The following is a 16051-nucleotide window of genomic DNA, read 5'->3' on the forward strand; positions in this document are numbered from 1 at the left end:
AAAGCTGGCGGCGCGCCGCCTGGGGCGCCCCGCGGACGGCGGCGCGGGCGCGGCGGAGTACGGGTCGCTGCGCCTGGACGCCGCGGTCGACGCGCACGCGCCCGTCACGAAGGAGTACGGGGGAGCGCGGTCGGCGCATCCCTAGGCGTGTGGGTGCCATTTGCGCCGTGTGGGTGCGATTCTCCCGGCCCGGCCCGGCCCCCCGCGACCTGCGGCCCCGTGGGCCGGTCACGGGAGAATGGCACCCACATGTAGCGAATCGCACCCACACGGGTGGGGAACCGCGCCCACGGCGGGATCCCGCGCCGATGGGGCCTCCAGCCTGGCGTGACCGCGCGGCACGCCAGGCTATGCCCGTCCCGCCGCGGCTGCGGGCTCCCGAGCCTGGGCGGGGTGCGCCGCGAGCCAGGCCGCGGCGTCGCGCGCGGCCCGAATGCCCCCTCCCCGGGCCGCCACGGAGGCGAAGCGCTCGCGCGCGAGCGTCAGGTCGCCCTGGGCCGCGGCGAGGCGGGCGGCTTCGACGTCGGGCGACAGCCTCTGGATCGGCGTGATCGCAGTTTCCCGCATCGTGCCGATCGCCTCGTTGCAGCGCTCCCAGTCGCCGGCCTCGAGCGCGAGGCCGAAGTCTATGCCCGCAAGCACCAGCGCGCCCGCCTTGGCCATTCTCCTGCTCGTTTGGAGAAGCGCCTCCACCTGCCCGCGTATGCGGGCGAGCTCCTCGTAGTCACCGCTGTGACGGGCGGCGTTGGCGCGCACGTTGCAGCACAGGACCCTCTGCGCCGTGCGCGGCCTGAGGTCCCGCTCGGCGTGGTCGACCCATTGGAGGGCGACGTCGTCGCGGCCGAGCTGCTGGGAGCATTGGGCACAGATTATGGCGTAGGTGGCCTGCGCCCACTTCCTGCCCTTGCGCCTCTCCATGACGATGGAGATGGCGTCGAGCATCTTCTGGGGGTCGAGGTCGGTGTGGAGTATCCCGTAGAACCCGCTGATGTCGCGGATGAGCAGGAGCGCGAACAAGGCGATGGTAGCCAGGAGGGCCACCACGAAGAAGGCGATGGCCTCGGGGTGCTCGATGTCCGGGCCCGCCCAGGCACGGCATGAGAACGCCAGCACGAACACCGCCACCACGTACGCGGCCACGGTGAGCCTGCGCCGGCCCAGGAACCTTCCCGCCGCCTGCCGCGCGGTCAGGCCGGCGTACCTCGACTCCCCGGAGGGGACCATGAGCCTGGTGAGCCAACCTGAAGCCATGCGGCCTCGCCTCCCCGGGGCCGCCCTGCGGCGGCCTTCGCTCGTCTCCTCCCGCCCGTATGGTACCACGGCCGTACCGTGGCGCTTCCCCACTGTTCGACCGCGAGCAAACGGTGAAGCCGTCCGACTGTCCAACAAAGATGTTGCATGGCTGGTCAGTAGATTTTGGGCAGTATCGTTACAGGTGGCGTCCCGCACCAGCCCGAAGGTCCGGAACGATCCGGGAGGCTCGCGATGATGGCGGACGAAGGCCTGACGAGGGCCATCGAGGGCATGCCCGTGGTCCGTTGCCGAGATGCCGGAGCTCCCGCCATCCTCTAGGCCGCGCTGCGTGACCGACCGGGGCATGTACCAGGGGCCCTCCAGTTTCGCGCGCCGGCCACGCCCAGTGCCTGCCCCGGCTCGCCGCACGTCCGCCACGTCTGCACGGGACCCTACGAGACGAACGACGAGAGGGCGGAGGGATTCCCGGCTCCTCCCGGCGTTCCTGAGCACTACAACGTTCCTGAGCACTACAATGGTGACGGGGCACGCGGTGCCTGCGGGGCCTGTCTCCCGTGTCGCGCGTGAGCGGCGCCCTGACTCTGAGCGACTGGCGTACCGGAGGGCCAAAGGAGTGCATGACGACGAGGGTGACGATAGAGGCCACGGCTTCGGCCCTGGAGGGGGAGTCAGAGTCCCTGTCGGGCAAGGTCGATGCCGCGGAGGAGCAGATCTCGAGGATGTCCAACGCCCTGCAGTCGCCGGAGCTCGCCGGCGAGGGGTACGCGGCGATCCGGAGCGTCGCCCGGGACCTCGCGGTGCCCGCCGCGAAGGCATACTACGTCGCGTTCGATGCCATGAACTCAGCGTGCACGGCCGACGTGCAGGAAATCAGGGGGCTTCCCCAGTCGTCCAGCGGCGTCTGCGACACGGACGAGCTCCAGAAGAAGATAGAGGCCGTCCAGAGCGACATAGAGGAGACCCAGAGGCGGATTGCCCAGAGTCGCGCCAACGCGGGCGGCACGTCCGCGAGCGGGTCCTCCGGCAGCTCGTCCAGCAGCGCGAGCACGTCCCAGGACACCACTGCATACGTCAACACGCAGGTCGACGAGGCCCTGCTGGAGAGCGACAAGGCGGAGAAGCAGGGCTACGAGGACGACCTCAAGAAGGCGCAGGAGTACGACGAGAACAGCGCCTCCACGTACTCCTCCGCCCAGGACGCCGTCTCCACCATGAAGTCCGCAGCCGACTCGGTGTCGTCCTACCTCGCCGGCAACGGCTACGGGGACACCTCCTGGGCCGCGGGAGTGGACGACGCCTACTCCACGGTGTTCGAGCGCAGGGTCGAGGAGTGCGCGCAGAGTATCTACCACGACGGCGGCATCGACAGGGACGCACTCTCCAAGCTCCTCGGAGGGGACGACCTCACCCCGTCCGAGGCGGAGGCCCTCGCGCGCGTGTGGGACGAGCACTCGACTGAGGACGGGGTCGCCGAGGCGTTTTCTGCCGCAGGTATGAAAGACGGGCAGCCGACCGGCGCCTTCAGCATCTTCCTGATAAATGCAACGCAGGGCATATACGACAAAGCTGGAGGCAAGGAGGAGTTTGACAACAACGCCGAAAGCCGTGGGAAAACTCTCGATGCGATTAAGCAGATGATGGAGAGGCTGTTCTCCGCCCAGGTGTCGGGGAAGGCGAACTTCTCCATCACGATCACGCTGCCTGACGGCACGACCGTGACCTGGTCGTGCGAATCGGAGATGTCTGAGGGGGCCAAGGGGCTGATTCAGAAGTTCCTCGAGGAGAACAGGGAGGGTGACGGCTCGGGCTACAGGATAGATGCCGACCTGGGCGACGGGTGGTCCCTGCTCGGGCGCATGACCGGCTCGGGTGCGTCTGTTGTGGGGATGTCGGGCGAGGTCGACCTCGGGAACGGCTGGAAGGGGTCGGGCTCTGTCTCGGAGGACGGGTGGGTGTGGCTCACCGTGACCCACACGGACGACAACACGCCGGATGGCGTGACGAGGACCGAGTCAACTTCCTCTGGCAGAAACTCCGAAACAGGGCAGACGTCCGCGAAGGAGACGTACGAGACGAGCGTGAAGACGGACTCCGCGAAGGGGACGACGACGGAAACGGTGCAGGTGACGACCACAGGGGCTCAGCCCGCGCCGCCGCAGCCGGAGGTTGTCATGGAGGGGGTGGGGGAAGTCAGCGTGACTCCTGTCACGTCTCCCTCGTACAGCAAAAATGTAGATCTAGGGAAGGTGATGGATGACGTTGCGATAGGCGCCACGCTCGCCGTGACGGCCATCGTCGGGTCGGAGATGGCCGCGGACTTCATGGCGTTCATAGAGTTCCTGCTTACCATTCTTGCTCTTTGAGTGTCAGTTGCGAGCACGGGCCCGTCCCGGGGCTCGTCCGATGGATGGGGGAGAGAAATGAGGGAGTTCATCAGGCGCCCGTGGCGGGTCGCCGCAGCCGTGTTGGCTATAGCGCTGCTTACCGGGGGCGGCGCGCTGCTCGCTGACTGGGCACGTGCCGTGCAGGGCGGCGAAACCGCTGCCCAGGGCCAGGCCCGGCCCGACGACGCCCAGGGCCAGGCCCGGCCCGACGACGCCCAGGGCCAGGACGCGGACTCCGACGAGCAGGGGCGGGACGCGGACGCCACCGGCGGGGACGCGGAGCCCGATGGGGAGGACGTGGAGGCGCAGCCCATCGTCCCGGAGTCGGGGCGCGTCGCGCCGGAGGGCACCGTCGAGGTCCTGTGCCCCCGGATGGTCGTCGCGGCGTCGGGCATGACCGCCCGAGGGTTCGCCGCCTCGGTCCGGGGTGGCGCCCGGTTCTGCGAGACGGCCTACGCCAACGAGGACGGCACGGTCACGGCCTACGCCACCCCGCGGCAGGTCGAGGACCAGCTGGCGTGGGGGAAGGAGGAGCTCCGGGGGGCCATCGACAGCGTCGGGAGGCGCGGCGTCGCCGCGGAGGTGTCGGACGACCACCGGCGCGTCACCCTCACGGCGGGCGACGGCGCCACCGCCTCGTCCCTGCACGACGCGGCCTTCAACGTGACCTTCGACGCGGCGGTCATCCAGATGGACGAGACCCACGGCGAGGGCTTCACGATGTCGGTGGACATCGTGGACGGCGCGACCGGCACGGTCATGGAGCACTTCGACCAGGACAGCTTCTCCAGCTGGCACAGCGACTTCTCGTGGCTCGGGAAGGAGGGCCAGGCATGAGCGGCAGCATCCGGATCGGCGGCATCGGCCTGACCGTCCCCGATGGGGCGAGCGCGAAGCCCCTTGCGGAAGCCATGGGCGTCGGCACGCTCATCAAAGGAGCCAACTGGTTCGTGGCGGCGACGCTCGTCGCGCCGCAAGTCAGTCCCCCGGAGCTCCTCGCGCTCATCGAGGCCAAGATGGGCTCGCAGGGGGCCGGGGTCGAGTGGGGGCAGGCGCTCGGTCCGGACGCCGACGGCATGTCGGGCGTCTCCGCGGAGTGCTCGCTGCCCGAAGGCGCGCGCGGCATAGCGCAGGTGGCGCCCGTCCCGGAGGGGCTCCTGGTCCTCTTCGGCAGGATGGGGGCCGGCTCCGGCGACGGTGCCGTCCGCGCCGTGAGGTCGGTGCTCGAGTCCGTGCTCCCGGGGGTGCGCCGTGGGTAGGCGCGCGTCGGCGTCCCTGTGCAGGGCGCTGGGGAGGATGGCCTCCGCGGCCGTCGCCGCGTGGGTGCTGTCGGGGCTCCTGCGGGCGCACGGCACCGTGGAGGGCGCGATCGTCCTCGCGGCGGTCGCCCTGTCGGCCCTGTCGCTCCCCGTGGAGGCGCTCGCCGCGTCTGGCTGGGGGCGCGACAGGGTCGCCGCGTGGGAGCGCCCCGGCGGCGAGCGCCACGAGCCGGCCCCGTCCTCCCCGGTCGCCTACACGAGCGAGAGCGGGATCCTCTCCCCGACCTCGAGGGTGAGGGTCTCCATCGGCCCGCGCCTGCCCGGCGAGACCCGGGGGGAGCTCGACCTGGGCATCCTCGACGGGGCCGACCCCTCCGCCGTGTCCGCGTCCCTGCGCGAGCTCCGGGAGTCCGGCGAGTGGACACGCAGGCTGGGGGACGGGGAGACGGAGCTCGAGATCGCATGCTCCGTCCCGCCGGTCCGCTGGGCGCGCGAGCGCGGCGAGAGGTGGGCGCGGGGAGGGTGACCTGCGGGCGGCCCCGACGCCGCCGCATGAGTTGGGAGACACGACACGAGAGGAGCGATCGGCGATGCCAATGACGATGAGCGACGGGGATCCCGGAGGGGTCGGGGGCGGGAAGATAAGGACCCTGAGCAGCGCGGCTAACCAGGAGGCATGGGAGCTGCGCAGGGGCCTCGACGACTACTCCCGACCGACCCCTCCCGGGTGTTCGTTGCGACTTCCCGGAGGGTGCGCAGGTCGCTTCCCGACGGCCTCCGCGTCGTGCGGGTGCCGGGCGGCGGGCCGGGCGCCCTCTATGACGGGATTTCCTCCCAGAGGGCCGCGGACGCGATACGCTCCGCGGAACCCGTCGTCGGCAGGACGCGCCTCGTCGAGGCGGCGCGCGAGGGACGCAGGCTCGGCTACCTGCGCGGCGGCGAGCTGGAGTCCCTGGAGGAAGAGTACGGAGATGGCGAAGAGGCCTAACAGCAGGCGCAACCTGGACATGGCGATACGGCGCGCGTTCGGGGACGACCGGTTCGTGCGCATGAGGACGCTCATCGCGAACACGGTCGTGGCCCGGATGCTGCCCGACGGGGTCGTGAGGGGCGGGAGCGCCCTCAAGATGAGGCTCGGGGACGAGGGGACCCGCTTCACGTCCGACCTCGACACCGCGACCGCGTCCCCGGTGGAGGCGTACGTCAGGGGTTGGAGGAGTCCCTCGAGGAGGGTTGGGAGGGCTTCACCGGCGTCGTCGCGCCCAGGGAGCCCGCACACCCTAGGGGCGTCCCCGCCGAGTACGTCATGTGGCCGTTCGACGTGAAGCTGAGCTACCGGGGGCGGCCGTGGTGCACGGTCCGCCTGGAGGTGGGCTACGACGAGATTGGCGACGCGGAGCAGGCCGACGTCGAGCTCGCCCCGGACGTCGCGGGCGCCTTCGCCAGGGTCGGCCTTCCCGCGCCCGGCCCCGTCCCCCTCATGGCCGGCCCGTACCAGATCGCCCAGAAGCTGCACAGGGTGAGTGCGCCGGGGAGCGACCGGGCGCGCGACCTCGTCGACCTGCAGCTCGCCGTGGGAGAGTGCATCGACTACGACGCCGCTCGCAGGGTGTGCGAGCGGCTGTTCGCGTACCGCAGGCTCCAGGGGTGGCCGCCCACCGTGGTGAAGGGCGAGGGCTGGGACAGCATCTACGCCGCCGAGTCGGAGGGGCTTGACGTGCTCCCTACGGCGGACGGGGCGGTCTCCTGGGTCAACGGCCTGATAGGGCGGATCGCCGGGGCGGGCGGCGCTCCGGGAGCGTAAGGCCCCCTGGGCGTGGTCGGCTTCGGGCATGTGCCAGGGGAGGAGTACTGGCGAGGCTTCGAGGGGCACGGATCCGGGGAGTGGTCGCTCGAGCAGCTCAGGGAGCACGAGCTCGATCCGGACAACTTCCAGCTGGAGGCACCGAGCGCCAACAGGAGCCACCGGTACGAGGCCAAGGGGTGATGACATGGGGTCAGTTGATCAGTTTGATTCCGCCAAGTATGACTCTTACGACGACTTCCTGGTGGCATATGGCGGCGACCCCAACGCCGTGCCTGTCGTTCCGAGCGTGAACCTGCTCGGGATGGCGGTGTCCCGGGGCGCCCAGGACGAGCGGGAGCGCAGGCGCATCGTCGAGCGGCTCCTGGCCGACGGCGGCGACCCCAACTTCGCCACGCGCAACGGCGAGGACGCCTATATGCTGTGTCTCAAGCAGGGGGCCCACAACTGGACGGCGGAGGGTCTGGCGTGGCTCACCGGCAGGCTCCTCGCGGCGGGCCTCGACGTCGGCCGCCGCGACGCCTGGGGCAACGACGCCCCCATGCTCTCGGTATGCAACGCCAAGAAGACGAGCGAGGAGCTGGCGCCCGTGTGGCGCGCCCTGCTCGCGGCCGGCGCCGACCCCACGGTGCCGGGCCCGCAGGGCAAGACCTCGCTCGACTGGGCACGGGAGTTCGGATGGAGACATGGATTCCTCGACGTGGCAGGGGAGTATGGCTATGGCGAATAGGGACGCCGCCTACGGCGGGTTCGTCGTGTCAGACAGGGTGCTGGAGGGCGCGCCCATAGGCTACACGTGGCGCGAGCGGAGCCGTATCCCCCAGCTCAACGGCTGGACGGTCTACTCCGTCGCGGACGATGACGACTACGTCTCCGAGCCCGCGAACTTCCAGGTCGTCTCCGCGTCCTCCCTGCTCGCGTGCTCGCCGCTCGCCGGGGCGCTGCTCGAGGTCTTCGGCGCGCCCTACGGCACGGACCTCGCCTGGGTCTACGAGGAGGGGGTCCTCACGGGCTTCTGGGACGTGGCCCGCGACCGCGCGACGACCGTCCCCGAGATCCTCGGCGGGGAGTAGGCTGGCCTGGGCGGCGCCTGTCCCGCCGCCCGCACCCGCCCCGGGCGGAGGCGTGTGTGGGTGCGGTTCTCATCCGTGTGGGTGCGATTCGCGGCGTGTGGGTGCTAATCTCCCGGGATCGGCCCACGGAGCCGCAGGTCGCCGAGGATGACTTCGGAAGAATCGCACCCACACGGAGCATATGGCACCCACACGCAGTAAATCGCACCCACATGCGGCAGTCATCGGTTTCTCCGCAGGGAAGGGCCCCCAAGCGCCCGGGACGTTCCCCGGCTCTTTTCACATGCAGGGGAGAGACCATTGCTAGTGAGCTCGGCCGCTCCCTGGACGACGTCCCCGATAGATCCGTGGACTGGCGCGGCAGCGAGTTCCCCAGGAGGTCGAAAGCCTACGATAGGGAGGGGACGAGACCTTGTCGATCGGCAGGCTGACGAGGTGCAATGCGCACGCTTCCGGGTTCACGATTACGCTCGATACGTCCGAAATAAGGAAGGCGGGGAACATGGCGCATAGATACAGCTGCTGACCCTCGGGGACGAAGGCGGCCGACAGGGAATTCCGATCGGCTCTGCGTGACATCGCAAGGGCGAGGGGCTGGAGACTGACGGGGGATGATGTGTGGAGGGTGGATGGTCCTTTCTTCGAGGACGCGTGGTTCGCTCTCGTGCCGACGCAGCCGGCCGTGGACTTTTGCGCCTACGTGAAGACCTTGCGGATGGATGACGTGCTGTGGGACATCCTGGGTATGTCGTCCAACAGCGACGAGCGCATGAGCCTGAGGGCCACAGGTGCGTTCACCGCTGGCGGTTATTCGACTGTGGACCGGGAGACGGTTCGCCTCGAGTCACCCGATGAGGCGGCGCTGCCTGGCCTTGCGGCCTCCGTGGCCGACAGGGCCCTGTCGGCCACGGAGGCCTTCCTCGGCTCCATAGGATTCGACGAGGACGAGCTCTACAGGAGGATTCTGGAGCAGGGCGTCGGCCTCACGGGCTGCATCGCGAGCATCTGCCTCGGGGACCTCCGGGGCGCGATGGGCATCGCCAAGGGCTACAGGGAGAAGTTCCCGGATAAGTACGACGGGTTCTCGTTCAGGATTGGGGAGCGGAGCGACGTCGAACTCGTGATCGACTGGTGCGAGCGGAGGCTTGCCGGCAGAGGGGAGGGCGCGTGATGGCGCTCGAGGACGCGGGCCACGTGGACGGCATGACCCTGGGCGAGGACGGCGCGCTCGACCTGCTGATGGAGGACGCCCTGGGCTGGCAGGAATGAGACGATGGCCTGTCGCGTCCCTCGGGGAGAGAGGCCATGGCGGCCATGCGGCGAGCTCGGTCGTCTGCGAGGGGCGCGCAGCCCCTGCGTGCCGGAGGAGTACGTCATGCGGCCCTTCGACGTCCGGCTCGCCTACCTCGGCAAGCCGTGGTGTACGGTCCCGCTCGAGGTGGGGCACGACGAGATCGGCGACGCGGACGCCGCGGACTGGGTCGACCTCGAGGACGCCGCCGCGGCATTCGCGGCGCTCGGCTTCTCCAGCCCGGGGAGGGGGCAGGCTGCCGCAGGAGTCCCCAGGGCAGGTTCTTGCGGAGGCAGATGGCCTCGTCGGTTCTGTTGCCCCGACGAAGCCCTGCTCGAGGAACAGCGCGATGGCGGGGTTGTCCGGGGCGATGCTGTCCCACAGCACGCGGACGCCCCTCTCCCTCGCGGACTCGCAGAGGGGCCGCGGCCCCTCCTCGACGCTATGACGATGACGCCGGCGAGGTGCATCCGCCCCGACTCGTCGTAGTGATAGGCGACCTCGCCGACGAAGTCGCCGCCCTCCGCATCCACGAGGTAGCGGTGGAAGCGATCGCCATCGTGGCGGGCCAGCCACCAGTCGTACCAGCCGTCCCACTCCTCCTCGGGGAACGGTATGGTCCCTCCCCACGCGTCGTTGTACGACATGTCTCCGGGTCGGCCATGAGAGCCTGCCGGAACCACAGGTCATCCCTCGTGGGCTCGTAGAGTTCGGTCACCTTCACCTCCGGCATGTGCGATCGGACCTTCCCCACGATTCTACTTCCCCCACGACTGCGTCGGGCTGGGGCTGTATGTGGCATACATGCTCACGGGGAAGTCGGCGATCGACCCCACGTCGGAGGCGGGCATGTGCGCCACCCTCCTCGCGTTCGGTGCGCCGCTCGCGGCGCGGGGACCTCCGCGACCGGATCGGCGGGCTCCCCGCGTGGAAGGCGACGCTCCTCGTCCTGGCGCTCCCGCGCCGCATTCTTTCTGATCATCGTGCTGCTCATGCGGTAGGACGCCCGTTCTGGCGCCCCCTGCCCAGTGCTATGTCAGCGTCACACGTGGCCTCGGGCGTCATGGCATGGTGGGTTGGACGTTCGCCCCGATCTTCTCCTGGACCTGTGCGGCTGCGCGTGCAGTGCTATCCTTCCTGCTACATGCATTCGTCGGCGAGCGAGCGCCGTCGCCAGCCTCGCAGAGGCGGGGTCATCGCTGGATTGGACTGGCCAGCTTACCCATGGCGGGTGCGCCTAAAGTAGGGAGCGCGAGGGAGCCATGCTGCTCATTTCGACAGGGGTTGTGGTCTCCATCCTGACCCTCGTGACGGTGCTGGCCCGCCGCGAGAGACAGGGCGAGTCCCCGGGGGACCCGGACAGGCCCTCCTACAGGATGCCCCGGATCTACCCAACGTCGTTCCACATCTTTGCGGTGATCTTCCTCCTCGGTGCGGCCCTTCCCTTTGCCGTCATGTTCGTTTTCTGGTGGTAGGGACAGCTCTCGGGCGAACTCCGGTTGACTCCTCCTGAAATCGAGCCAACCGGGGCTTGCGTGCAACGGTTCAGTCCTCGGGGAAAGGACCTCTTCGAAGAAGACCTCCTCTACCGACATCCGGAGCAGCCTTGCGATCTTGATCGCGAGGACGAGAGAGGGATCGTACCTGTCGTTCTCTATGGAACAGCGCGCGACGATTGCTCAACATCATATGGATTCAGGCAGGATCATCCGGACAATGCTGGCCATTGAGCATGAGAATCCATCGGGTGGGATCATCGGGTGAGTCGTTTAGACTGACCTACCCAGCGCGTACGCCCTCCCGGGGTAGCCCGACCGAGCGGTCATGCCAGGCGTGCCGTACCTACCGTGCCTCTCTGTGCCTGATGTCGTCGGGCGGCTCGTCGTAGGGCATGGTGCGTGGCGTGTCGCACGTGCCCGACTCGCGTGCCACGTCGTGGAACCAGCACTTGTACTCGATGAAGTCACGAGCCAGCTCCAACTCATTGAGCTGCCTGTCGATGGCATCGCGGCGTTCGCAGACAATGCGGCGGCACTCCTCGATGGTGGAGTCTCCAGCCATGTAGAGCCTTACGTACTCGCGAATCCCCCTTATGGGCATCCCCGACACCTTCAGCCACTCCACGAAGCGCATCCACTCAAGGTCATCCTCGTCGAACAGGCGCCTTCCGTCGCTCGAACGCCACTGGTTTGGGTATGAGCCCGTTCTTCTCGTAGAAGCGGATCGTGGATGCCGGCATCCCCAACCCTGCCGCAGCATTGCCTATCGTGTACGGCCTCTCCATGGCATACAGCTCCTCGACCAGCTCAATCACGCGCTCAGCCTGCGCTCGGCCCACCGTCGCGATGTCCTTGCGGGTGGCGTCGTCCACGCGGCTGGCGTAGGACACGCCGCAGGTGTGCTCGTACACCGTGCGTGACACGCAGGTCATGCTCGACAGCGACCTGGCGAGGCTGTATGGGGTGGAAACTAGCGCGCTGAACCGCGCGGCCAAGCGCAACGAGAACCGGTTCCCCGAGGACTTCCGCTTCCAACTCACGCGAGACGAGCACGAAGATTTGAGGTGCCAAATTGGCATCTCAAGCGATGACCTGCGGAAATTCGCGACTGGCGGTCGTCGCTACCTACCTTACGCATACACCGAGCAGGGCGTGGCCATGCTCTCGGCGGTCCTCAGGAGCGACACCGCCGTACGCGTGAGCGTGCAGATCATGAAGTCCTTCGTCGAGATGCGCCACTTCATTGCGGACAATGCCGCCATGTTCGAGCGGATCCGCGCAGTGGAGCTCCGCCAGCTGGCGTACCAGAGGACCACCGACGCTTGGAGCGTTAGGAAGACGCCCCTGTGGGGCGTCTTTAGCGACAAGGCGCGAGCGTCCTAGCGAGCGCATGCAAAAGGTCTTCGACTACATGGGGATCCATGAGTCGCCGCGGCAGAGGGTCTTCTTCGACGGCTAGGTCTGGGACGCCTTCGAGCTCCTGGTGTCCCTCGTGCGGAGGGCCAAGGGCAGCATCATCCTGGTGGACGGCTACGTTGACGCCGGCACCCTCAACATCCTGGCCAAGAAGACCGAGGGGGTGAGCGCGACCGTCTGGACCCACCCGCGCACGTGCCTCACCCGGCGCGACGTGGACGCCTTCAACGCCCAGTACCCCAGGCTCACGGTGGAGCACACGATTCGCAAGGCCTAGCAAGGCCTAGCGAGAAGGGCCCGTTGCCTCAGGGGTATGGTTCGCCCGGCTCGCTAAGGTCCTTGCACCGCCGTGCCGTCCGGTCGGTGCGGCGTGCCACCTAGGACAGGCCCCTGCCCGCCAGGCATCACGACCGACGGGCGCGTACAATGACGACACACCAGAGGCTATGAGGAGGAGGGTTGCTGGGCATGAAGAGGAATCCCAACGCGCAGCCACCGCTCAGCGCGTGGTCGATCGCTCTGTCGTTTGTCCTGTACGGTGGCATTATGGGCCTTTGCTATGGGGCCATCATGTCGAGCCTTGCGGTGGGACTTGCCACGGGCGCCCTCGCCGGCGCGCTGTTCACGGGTATCCTGACGCTGTTCACCGTGCTCATGTCGAACAAGATGGAGCGCGACATGCCGGCAGACGCCCTGTACGCGGGACCCGCCAACCATCGCGTGGGGCGCTTGAAGACGGACGGGGGGTACCTGATGCTCACGCCGGAGGTCCTCCTGTTTCGGGCCCATGGGGTGAACCTGCACCCCAACAGCAGGCTGGAGATCCCGCTGCGCTCCATCACGGACTGCCATGCTTCCGTTCGATGGCTCATCGTGCGGACGGACTCGAGCCAGGAGCGCTTCGTGGTCAGCCAGAAGGCGCGCTGGGTCGAGAGGATCGTGGCCGCCCATGACGCATGGCAGCGGACCTCCCTTCCTGGCGGGCCCTCGGAGCAGCAGCGGGTAGCCGGTTGATCCGATCGAAACGAACAGCACCGTGCAGATGAGCACCGCCCATTTGTGCAGTACCTCCCGTACGTGCCTCTGATGTGACGTGAGCCATGGCACTACCCGTTTGTGCGCACGATGTCCGTAATGCTCACGTGCTCATTGCGGAAATGGACGGTGTTCGCCTCGACTGGCAGTTGAATCGCGCCCTAAGGGCAGTTGTGCAGGCAGGCGTAGCAGACCTCGCAGTGGTCGGAGAACTCCACCGTGTCCCCTACGACGATGTTGTTCGCCGGGCAGACCCGTGCGCAGGTTCCGCACAGGATGCAGTCATCGCTCACGGTGTATTCCCATGCCGCGTCCCTCCTCAGGATCTTGGCGGCATGCGTCTCGTGCCACGTCTTCATCTGGGCTATCTTCGCAGCCGTGACCGCGACCTTCGCGACTCTGTGGGCCGTTATGTCCGCGCATACGCGCGCAAGGTGCCCCTTTTGGTAGGATGGGCGCATTGGCCTCTGGCCAGGTCGCTTTGGGCAAGGCAGGTGGACGCTCATGCTCTGGGTCGGCATAACGGTGGCAGTAGCTGCGGTCCTTCTGTACCTTTTGGTGCGCCGTGCGCCACGAATCTGGTTCGCGGGTCTCACGAGGGATGCCCCGAGCGCTCTGAGGGACCTGCTCTCCAAGGCCGGCTGCGACAGCTCGTCGAAGGACGCCAGTGGGGTCGTGAGCACACCCGAGCGTGGCCTGTGTTGCGCTGGGTCGGGCCTGCTTTGCACAGCGTTTGTATGCGGCGTGTTCTTCCTGTGCGCCTCCGTTCTCGCTATCCTGCTTGACTTTGCACTGATATCGGGGGCCCTGGTCTTTGGCGGGTTCATGGTCGCGATGGCAGTTGGCATGGGCGCCCAGGCACTCAACTATCGACTCGTCTGGGATGGGGACAAGGTCTGGTACCGCAACTCGTTTGGACAGAGCCATGAGTTCACCTGGGCGGATGCTACGGCCGTCTCGCGGTGCCCTAAGGAGCTCGCCATACGCTTTGGCAAGGTGCGGGTGGAGTGCTGGGGCCCGTTCGCACGGCGGGCCTACGAGGAGTTTGCCGCACGCAACGATGGGGACCTCGTCTTTGAGCGTCCCCATGCCTACTACACCCGTTCCGGATTGGGCTCGTACCTGCTGGCTGTCGCGATGTCCGTGGCCTTCGTTCTTGCCTTCACCCTCCCGCATCCTGTTCAGAGCCTTGACAGGCAGGGGGTGGGGCCCTACGAGGTCACGCCCACCAACGTGCACGTGGAGGATGGCACCTACCACATGACGGTCCCCGAGCATGACACCCGCGAGGAGTGGCGGTGGGACGATGTCATCATCGGCCGGGCGGACCAGGTGGACGCAGGCAGGCTCTATGAGGCCGAGCGGTCGGGCACCACGGTGCTGGTCTGGGGAAGGGCGTCGCACACGGATGGCAAGATAAGCAATTTGCTCATCTGCTGGCAGGTGCTTGACAAGGACGGAGGCGTGATCTTCTCCTATGACGACTACCTGGCGGGCCAGGAGGCCCTCATGCCGACCTTCATCGTGGTCGAGACGGGCATCATAGGGGTCATGCTCCTCATCATCGGCGTCGCATGCCTGCACGAGTACCTCAAGCAGAGGAGGCTCCCACAGACGCAGGCGCTCGAGGACTTTGTCGCTGACGTCGAGAAGGCCAAGCAGAAGCGGGCCCAAGCGAGATGGTGACGCAGCGTGGGGTGGGCGCATGCCCCTCTCGATGCGCCGGTAAGGGGGAGACCTAATGCTCTGGGCGGCGCTCTTTGTAACCGCGGCCTTGGCCGCTGTTCTTGCCTACGTGACCATGCGTGTGGTACCCAGGCTGTGGCTTGCGCGTTTTGAGAAGGATGCGCCCGAACCCTTGAGGTCCATGCTCGCCCAGCGGGATGATCTTGGCACCTCCCCGGCGGAGGCCTCCCACGATGGGGGAGGCCTCGCCTCCGTCGTCGCGAACTATCGCAGGTGGGAACGGAGGAACAACCCATTTGCGATGTCGCCCCAAGGGGTCTCCGGCATCGAGAACACCCGTCAGCGTGGGGTGCTCTGCCTGAGGCCATACTTTCTGCGCGTCGCCTTTGGCTGCGGGTCAGCCTTCCTGTGCGGGATAGTCCTCTTCAGCCTCTGGGACGTAACGCTTATGGCTCCTACGCTCGTCCTAGGCGGTGCCCTGCTCCTGCTTAGCGCTGCCTCTTGTATCGAGGTGGTCAACTACCGCCTTGTGTGGGAGGGCGACAAGGTCTGGTATCGCGGCGCGCTCGGCAAGAGCTACACATTCACCTGGGATGAGGTGACATGCGTCTCGCGGTGTCCCCAGGAGCTCGCCGTGCGCTTTGGCAAGGTGCGGGTGGAGTGTGTGGACGTCTTTGCCGATCGTGCCTATGAGGAGCTCGCCGCCCGCCATGGCGGCAAGCTCGTGTTTGAGCCGCCCCACGGCTACTACTCGCGCACCGAGCTAGTCTCCTTCCTGCTCGTTATCCCCCTCCTGCTCGCGGCCCTTGTCGCTGCCTTCCTCTTTGCTCCCTTCCGGAACATTGACAGCCTGGGATCGGGCCCCTACGAGGTCACGCCCACCAACGTGCACGTGGAGGATGATGTCTACCACATGGCGACTCTCGAGCACGGACCAGGGACCGGGTGGGTGTGGGACGATGTGCTGCTGGGCAGTGCGGACTTCGTAGACGTTACGAGGCTCCGCGAGATCGAGCGCACGGGAGGGAAGGTGCTGGTGTGGGGATACGGCACGAGCATCGGTACGGGTACGAATAACAGGTTCTCCTGTGAGCAGATACTCGACCAGGACGGCAACGTGATCCTCTCCCATGACGCGCTCGTGGCCAGCCGGAGGGAGGCGGAGTGGTTCATGGCGGCCACCGGGGGGCTCCTCATAGTGTTCCTGGCCCTCGTGGACGGCATCTACGCCCTCTACCACTACGCCAAGCAGAGGAGGTTGCCACAGGAGCAGCCACTCGAGGACTTCATCGCCAGCGCGACGGCGCAGAGCTTGTCGCCAAAGAGGCGGCTCCTCTGAGGGGGAGCCAG

The 16051-nt window shown here is 67.5% G+C and carries 21 protein-coding genes; 17 read left to right on the top strand and 4 right to left on the bottom strand.

All coding sequences use genetic code 11. The annotated features are described in order from the left end of the window. Positions 1–348 precede the first annotated feature (348 nt). Entirely contained in the window at positions 349–1251 is a 903-nt protein-coding gene (locus tag HMPREF1316_RS11380; protein WP_021727188.1) for a hypothetical protein, read from the bottom strand. 620 nt (positions 1252–1871) lie between these two features. On the opposite strand from HMPREF1316_RS11380, the gene HMPREF1316_RS11385 reads away from it, so the two are divergent. From HMPREF1316_RS11385 to HMPREF1316_RS11435, 12 genes are all read left to right on the top strand, one after another. Then, positions 1872–3617 (top strand): LXG domain-containing protein, encoded by a 1746-nt coding sequence (locus HMPREF1316_RS11385; protein ID WP_021727285.1) that lies wholly within the window; start codon positions 1872–1874, stop codon positions 3615–3617. 57 nt (positions 3618–3674) lie between these two features. Next, on the top strand, positions 3675–4475 hold the full coding sequence (locus HMPREF1316_RS11390; protein ID WP_021727204.1) for a hypothetical protein: 801 nt from the start codon (positions 3675–3677) through the stop codon (positions 4473–4475). Next, positions 4472–4897: a hypothetical protein gene (locus tag HMPREF1316_RS11395; protein ID WP_021727211.1), complete on the top strand. Its 426-nt coding sequence runs from the start codon at positions 4472–4474 to the stop codon at positions 4895–4897. Before HMPREF1316_RS11390 ends, HMPREF1316_RS11395 begins: the two co-directional genes overlap by 4 nt. Next, complete coding sequence (locus tag HMPREF1316_RS11400) at positions 4890–5423, top strand: hypothetical protein (RefSeq protein WP_156901070.1); 534 nt, start codon at positions 4890–4892, stop codon at positions 5421–5423. Before HMPREF1316_RS11395 ends, HMPREF1316_RS11400 begins: the two co-directional genes overlap by 8 nt. Positions 5424–5624: 201 nt before the next feature. Continuing rightward, a complete protein-coding gene (locus tag HMPREF1316_RS11405) occupies positions 5625–5885 on the top strand; it encodes a hypothetical protein (protein ID WP_051333014.1) in 261 nt (86 codons plus the stop codon). A gap of 222 nt (positions 5886–6107) precedes the next feature. Next, a complete protein-coding gene (locus HMPREF1316_RS11410; RefSeq protein ID WP_021727177.1) occupies positions 6108–6701 on the top strand; it encodes a nucleotidyl transferase AbiEii/AbiGii toxin family protein in 594 nt (197 codons plus the stop codon). A 12-nt stretch (positions 6702–6713) separates the two neighbouring features. Further along, entirely contained in the window at positions 6714–6884 is a 171-nt protein-coding gene (locus tag HMPREF1316_RS13865; protein WP_021727321.1) for a GH-E family nuclease, read from the top strand. A 4-nt stretch (positions 6885–6888) separates the two neighbouring features. After that, positions 6889–7431: an ankyrin repeat domain-containing protein gene (locus HMPREF1316_RS11415; protein WP_021727264.1), complete on the top strand. Its 543-nt coding sequence runs from the start codon at positions 6889–6891 to the stop codon at positions 7429–7431. Further along, positions 7421–7774 carry an immunity protein Imm33 domain-containing protein gene (locus tag HMPREF1316_RS11420; RefSeq protein ID WP_021727199.1) on the top strand — a complete coding sequence of 118 codons (354 nt, stop codon included), beginning with the start codon at positions 7421–7423 and terminating at the stop codon, positions 7772–7774. The genes HMPREF1316_RS11415 and HMPREF1316_RS11420 overlap by 11 nt, the downstream gene beginning before the upstream one ends. 625 nt (positions 7775–8399) lie before the next feature. Beyond that, positions 8400–8945 (top strand): hypothetical protein, encoded by a 546-nt coding sequence (locus tag HMPREF1316_RS14185; protein ID WP_156901072.1) that lies wholly within the window; start codon positions 8400–8402, stop codon positions 8943–8945. Between the two features lie 186 nt (positions 8946–9131). Continuing rightward, a complete protein-coding gene (locus HMPREF1316_RS14190; RefSeq protein WP_156901073.1) occupies positions 9132–9554 on the top strand; it encodes a hypothetical protein in 423 nt (140 codons plus the stop codon). A 773-nt stretch (positions 9555–10327) separates the two neighbouring features. Further along, positions 10328–10540, top strand: coding sequence for a hypothetical protein (locus tag HMPREF1316_RS11435; RefSeq protein ID WP_021727308.1), 213 nt, complete (start codon positions 10328–10330; stop codon positions 10538–10540). Positions 10541–10907: 367 nt separating this feature from the next. On the opposite strand, the gene HMPREF1316_RS14960 is transcribed toward HMPREF1316_RS11435, so the two are convergent. Both HMPREF1316_RS14960 and HMPREF1316_RS14555 read right to left on the bottom strand, forming a co-directional pair. Beyond that, positions 10908–11324, bottom strand: a complete 417-nt coding sequence (locus HMPREF1316_RS14960) for a MerR family DNA-binding protein (RefSeq protein WP_198009673.1) — start codon at positions 11322–11324, stop codon at positions 10908–10910. Next, positions 11209–11496 (bottom strand): MerR family DNA-binding transcriptional regulator, encoded by a 288-nt coding sequence (locus HMPREF1316_RS14555; RefSeq protein ID WP_051333016.1) that lies wholly within the window; start codon positions 11494–11496, stop codon positions 11209–11211. The genes HMPREF1316_RS14960 and HMPREF1316_RS14555 overlap by 116 nt, the downstream gene beginning before the upstream one ends. Here HMPREF1316_RS14555 and HMPREF1316_RS14800 point away from each other — a divergent pair. The 3 genes from HMPREF1316_RS14800 to HMPREF1316_RS11460 all read left to right on the top strand — a co-directional run bounded on the left by HMPREF1316_RS14800 (position 11495) and on the right by HMPREF1316_RS11460 (position 12994). Further along, complete coding sequence (locus HMPREF1316_RS14800; protein ID WP_084620975.1) at positions 11495–11947, top strand: ORF6N domain-containing protein; 453 nt, start codon at positions 11495–11497, stop codon at positions 11945–11947. The two genes, HMPREF1316_RS14555 and HMPREF1316_RS14800, sit on opposite strands and share 2 nt — an antisense overlap. 109 nt (positions 11948–12056) lie before the next feature. Continuing rightward, positions 12057–12257 carry a hypothetical protein gene (locus HMPREF1316_RS14805; protein WP_232204531.1) on the top strand — a complete coding sequence of 67 codons (201 nt, stop codon included), beginning with the start codon at positions 12057–12059 and terminating at the stop codon, positions 12255–12257. 191 nt (positions 12258–12448) lie between these two features. Next, positions 12449–12994, top strand: coding sequence for a hypothetical protein (locus HMPREF1316_RS11460; protein WP_021727309.1), 546 nt, complete (start codon positions 12449–12451; stop codon positions 12992–12994). A 182-nt stretch (positions 12995–13176) separates the two neighbouring features. Here the strand turns inward: HMPREF1316_RS11460 and HMPREF1316_RS14565 are convergent, their stop codons facing one another. After that, positions 13177–13374 carry a 4Fe-4S binding protein gene (locus HMPREF1316_RS14565; protein ID WP_021727267.1) on the bottom strand — a complete coding sequence of 66 codons (198 nt, stop codon included), beginning with the start codon at positions 13372–13374 and terminating at the stop codon, positions 13177–13179. 166 nt (positions 13375–13540) lie between these two features. On the opposite strand from HMPREF1316_RS14565, the gene HMPREF1316_RS11470 reads away from it, so the two are divergent. Beyond that, positions 13541–14701 carry a hypothetical protein gene (locus HMPREF1316_RS11470; RefSeq protein WP_198009679.1) on the top strand — a complete coding sequence of 387 codons (1161 nt, stop codon included), beginning with the start codon at positions 13541–13543 and terminating at the stop codon, positions 14699–14701. Between the two features lie 172 nt (positions 14702–14873). Beyond that, the gene (locus HMPREF1316_RS11475; protein WP_156901075.1) at positions 14874–16040 is read left to right on the top strand and encodes a hypothetical protein; all 1167 of its coding nucleotides are present in this window, start codon (positions 14874–14876) and stop codon (positions 16038–16040) included. Positions 16041–16051: the final 11 nt, after the last annotated feature.

The sequence above is a fragment of the Olsenella profusa F0195 genome (assembly GCF_000468755.1).
GTDB lineage: Bacteria > Actinomycetota > Coriobacteriia > Coriobacteriales > Atopobiaceae > Olsenella_F > Olsenella_F profusa.

What these genes read in the sequence shown, in the direction of transcription:
- HMPREF1316_RS14555 (WP_051333016.1), bottom strand. Translation starts at nt 11,496, where the DNA reads ATGACCTGCGTGTCACGCACGGTGTACGAGCACACCTGCGGCGTGTCC.
- HMPREF1316_RS11385 (WP_021727285.1), top strand. Translation starts at nt 1,872, where the DNA reads ATGACGACGAGGGTGACGATAGAGGCCACGGCTTCGGCCCTGGAGGGG.
- HMPREF1316_RS11390 (WP_021727204.1), top strand. Translation starts at nt 3,675, where the DNA reads ATGAGGGAGTTCATCAGGCGCCCGTGGCGGGTCGCCGCAGCCGTGTTG.
- HMPREF1316_RS14960 (WP_198009673.1), bottom strand. Translation starts at nt 11,324, where the DNA reads ATGCTGCGGCAGGGTTGGGGATGCCGGCATCCACGATCCGCTTCTACG.
- HMPREF1316_RS11380 (WP_021727188.1), bottom strand. Translation starts at nt 1,251, where the DNA reads ATGGCTTCAGGTTGGCTCACCAGGCTCATGGTCCCCTCCGGGGAGTCG.
- HMPREF1316_RS14800 (WP_084620975.1), top strand. Translation starts at nt 11,495, where the DNA reads ATGCTCGACAGCGACCTGGCGAGGCTGTATGGGGTGGAAACTAGCGCG.
- HMPREF1316_RS11460 (WP_021727309.1), top strand. Translation starts at nt 12,449, where the DNA reads ATGAAGAGGAATCCCAACGCGCAGCCACCGCTCAGCGCGTGGTCGATC.
- HMPREF1316_RS11420 (WP_021727199.1), top strand. Translation starts at nt 7,421, where the DNA reads ATGGCGAATAGGGACGCCGCCTACGGCGGGTTCGTCGTGTCAGACAGG.
- HMPREF1316_RS11435 (WP_021727308.1), top strand. Translation starts at nt 10,328, where the DNA reads ATGCTGCTCATTTCGACAGGGGTTGTGGTCTCCATCCTGACCCTCGTG.
- HMPREF1316_RS11415 (WP_021727264.1), top strand. Translation starts at nt 6,889, where the DNA reads ATGGGGTCAGTTGATCAGTTTGATTCCGCCAAGTATGACTCTTACGAC.
- HMPREF1316_RS14565 (WP_021727267.1), bottom strand. Translation starts at nt 13,374, where the DNA reads ATGAAGACGTGGCACGAGACGCATGCCGCCAAGATCCTGAGGAGGGAC.
- HMPREF1316_RS11395 (WP_021727211.1), top strand. Translation starts at nt 4,472, where the DNA reads ATGAGCGGCAGCATCCGGATCGGCGGCATCGGCCTGACCGTCCCCGAT.